The sequence below is a fragment of the uncultured Porphyromonas sp. genome, from assembly GCF_915070105.1.
Lineage (GTDB): Bacteria > Bacteroidota > Bacteroidia > Bacteroidales > Porphyromonadaceae > Porphyromonas.
This window is the reverse complement of the sequence record NZ_CAJZFJ010000109.1, coordinates 1-3348: the sequence shown is the minus strand read 5'-3', so window position 1 is coordinate 3348 and position 3348 is coordinate 1. Positions and strand designations below refer to the sequence as shown.

Genomic DNA, 3348 nt, shown 5'->3' with positions numbered 1-3348 from the left:
TACAAAGATTAGCCCAGAAGACCTTAGTCGAGAAGATAAGGAAATCATTAAGAAGCTAGATGCTATGGTATCTCCTATCTTTGATTGTGAGATAAGAGAGGTCAAACATTATGCATATCCTACCGATGCCTACCGTACATGTCTCCCCTTTGACTTCACCTCGAAGGAGATCTACCGGTACAAGAACCCCAAGACAAACATCTGGTACATCTATGATAAGTCCACGAAGTCTGCCTTTTCGTTCTATGACGACGACTATATCCCCGAGGTATATGGCATAGATCGATGGTTCAATAGCCTCCCAGAGAGAGCTATCTCGATGCGTCTCCTTGCAGAGCGATATACAATCATCGGGCTATAGAGATCCCGATACAGATATAATCAGATCGCCCCTAGTTTCGTGAAACTAGGGGCGATCTTCTTTTCTTGGCATTATTAGTGTCCCCCCATCACCTGCAGGTCGCGACACAGGTCTGCAGAGAGTAGGGAGAGGGGAGACTGGGCTCCTGTACAGATATTGGTGTAGAGGCCAAGTAATGATACAAGAGAGAGCAATAACGACTTGCTATAAGGGCGGTAATGAAAAACACGAGACCCCGATCCTTTGTGCGAAGGATCGGGGCCTCGGGAGGATTATGAGATGTCTCTCAGGGAGCGTGTTGCTTACTCAGCGCTCATGAGGACAATACGGTTCCAGACGTTCTCGCCATAGGGCTGGACGGTGTCACCCTTCCAGTCAAGCTTGAGGCGGTCACGAGAGATACCGAACTTGTTGACAAGCATGTCGGCAACAGCTTCGGCACGACGCTTAGAGAGACCCATGTTGTAGTCAGGCGTCCCTGTCTCACGGTCAGCATAGCCGACGAGTGTGATGGTCTCTGTGTTGTTCTTAGCGTACTCAGCAATGTTGTAGACATTGATGACCTGGTTGCGGTCGATCGTAGCGCTGTTGATGCGGAAGTAGATAACGTTACCTACGACCTTAGGAGCAGCAACGACTGGAGCGACGATATCGGGGCAACGCTCTGGACGCTTGGAGAGCTCAGCGTTCTCAGCACGTAGGCGGTTGATCTCGTCGTTGAGGCTAGCGATGAGAGCAGGGTCATTAGGAGTGATTGGCTCGAATTCCTTCTTACCGAGGTGGAAGGTGAGCGAAGCACCTACCTGACCAACGAAGTCTCCTGAACGCTCGCCATCGTAGGCGGTAGCGGGGAGCTTGAGGTCAGCAGCGGTGAGCTTACCCTCGATGTTGAAGTCTACGACGCGAGACAGACGGAACTTCAGCTGTAGACCAGCGTCTACCGTTGGGCTGAACTTCTTGCGCTCTACCGTACCGACAGGAGTCTTGACTTCGGGTACGTAAGCACCACCGATCCCGAGGAAGGGGATGAAGTGGAAGACACGGTTCTCACGATAGGGCATGAAGTAGTTCGTGACGTCCCAGAGGAAGTCTAGGTGAGCCCATCCGTAGGAAACCTCGTTGCGAGGATAGGCTACCGTCGTACCAGCAGGCAGGACAGCGAGGGTACGGGAGAAGTCATAGAGACATCCACCCTGGAGCTGTAGGCGCATCCCGAAGGAGGGGCTGATCCAGCGACCTAGTGCGAGGTTAGGGTTGAGGAAGCTTACACGATCACCGAAGGCAGCGTTGCGATTAACACCAGCGAGGCTGATCGTAGCAGCATCACCAATCTCTAGGAACCAGTGAGCCGAAGCCTTATCCTTGGCGAAGGTCGTCTTATGGGCAGGCTGAGTAGCTTCCTGCGCGTTGATTGCACTCGTAGCTGTCAGGGCAGCTAGGGCAAGGGTTATAGTTTTCGTCTTCATTTGAGTTTGTTGTCTTGACTCGGGGATTACTTAGAGCGGATGATGACGACACGATTCCAGCCCTGATTAGAGCTATAAGGAGCTTCGCCAGCTTCCTTCCATTCGACCGTGATCTTGTCAGAGGCTACACCGTACTGCTCGGTGAGGATCTTAGCGACGGCACGGGCACGCTTCTCAGCTAGCCCCTTGAAGCGGGACTCGTTCTTAGCCGTGTAGCCAGTGACGATGATCTCGCCTTCGCCATTCTTGACGAACTCAGCAGCGTCGAAGACGGTGATGAGCTGATCCTTAGATACTGTAGCCTGACCCTGTGCGAAGAGGATGGACTTGTCTGCTACGAAGCGGTCGTTGACGTGCTCAACAGGAGCAGCGACAGCCTCTGCATCGGGGCAGTGCTCAGGACGCTTAGCGAGCTCAGCATTCTCGGCACGTAGGGCATTGATCTGACCCTGGAGGTCATCGATGTAAGCCTGATCAAGGGGCTCTACGACGCTGAAGCCCTGGCGACCGATGTTGAAGCTAAGACCAGCGAGTGCCGACATACGGAAGGCATTGCTGAAGCCATAGGCCTCATAGTTGCGTAGGTTCAGACCATTGTAGGTAGCTTCACCCTCGAGGAAGAGGTTCACACGACGAGCAAGACGGAATGAAAGCTGCAGACCTGCGTTGGCGGTAAGGGCATGCGCATCATTGATCTTGTTGATCTTGTTGTGGAACTTGTACTCGTACCCAACACCTAGGTAAGGGATGAGGTGGAAGAAACGGTTCTCCTTATAAGGGGCGAAGTAGTTAACTACATCGAACATGAAGTCATAGTGACCACCGAGGAAGTAATTCTCATTACGCACCTGTGGAGTATTGCCTTGGTAAGTGAGGGCCTCACCACCTACGACCTTCAGACGAGTAGCATAGTAAGGAGTATGCCACTTCCCTACCGCAACCGCTGCGGTGAAGCTGAGGCGATCGAATAGGCTAGGGGTGTTGTTGCCCTTGAGGAACATTGCCCCTACGCCTCCGCCGAGCGACAGGAAGTAGTTGGCTCCAGGCTCGTGCGAGAAGGCTTGACGATGAGCAGCGATCTCTGTTGAGCTCTGCTCCGTTTGAGCATTAGCTGTAAGCATTGTTGCTCCGGCTAGTGCAAGCGCTGTGAACTTGAGTTTCATAATTGACTTATTCTAAAGATAGGGTTTATACCACTTTACTTACAATCTCCAGCAAAGATAACCATTTATCTACATATCCTGCTCTCATTGCGCCTGATCCCATCTTAGTTTTTAGCCTTTTCCTTGACCTCTCTAACCACGAGTTCAACTATTTTACCCCATCAAGCACTCACTCTCTGAATGAATAGGAACACTATCGTGCCCACTAGGACATGGGAGCAAAAGCAGGGCTGACGGATGAAATCACTATAGTGTGAGGACAAAGTCGTCAAGGAGCATACGCCGAAGATAGAAGTCTCTAGATCCTAGTCTAGATATGCCAAGCGAATACCTCCTACCTAGGAGGGATGAGTATACA

At 51.7% G+C, this 3348-nt stretch carries 2 protein-coding genes and 1 pseudogene; 1 reads left to right on the top strand and 2 read right to left on the bottom strand.

The features are described 5' to 3' along the window. Window positions 1–361, top strand: a pseudogene (locus QZ554_RS08240) (hypothetical protein); the annotation flags it as partial. 302 nt (window positions 362–663) lie between these two features. Here the strand turns inward: QZ554_RS08240 and QZ554_RS08235 are convergent. Together QZ554_RS08235 and QZ554_RS08230 are read right to left on the bottom strand one after the other, a co-directional pair. Beyond that, a complete protein-coding gene (locus QZ554_RS08235) occupies window positions 664–1827 on the bottom strand; it encodes an OmpA family protein (protein WP_297195723.1) in 1164 nt (387 codons plus the stop codon). 26 nt (window positions 1828–1853) lie between these two features. After that, window positions 1854–2990: an OmpA family protein gene (locus tag QZ554_RS08230; RefSeq protein ID WP_297195722.1), complete on the bottom strand. Its 1137-nt coding sequence runs from the start codon at window positions 2988–2990 to the stop codon at window positions 1854–1856. Between the last annotated feature and the right edge of the window lie 358 nt (window positions 2991–3348).

What these genes read in the sequence shown, in the direction of transcription:
- QZ554_RS08235 (WP_297195723.1), bottom strand. Translation starts at nt 1,827, where the DNA reads ATGAAGACGAAAACTATAACCCTTGCCCTAGCTGCCCTGACAGCTACG.
- QZ554_RS08230 (WP_297195722.1), bottom strand. Translation starts at nt 2,990, where the DNA reads ATGAAACTCAAGTTCACAGCGCTTGCACTAGCCGGAGCAACAATGCTT.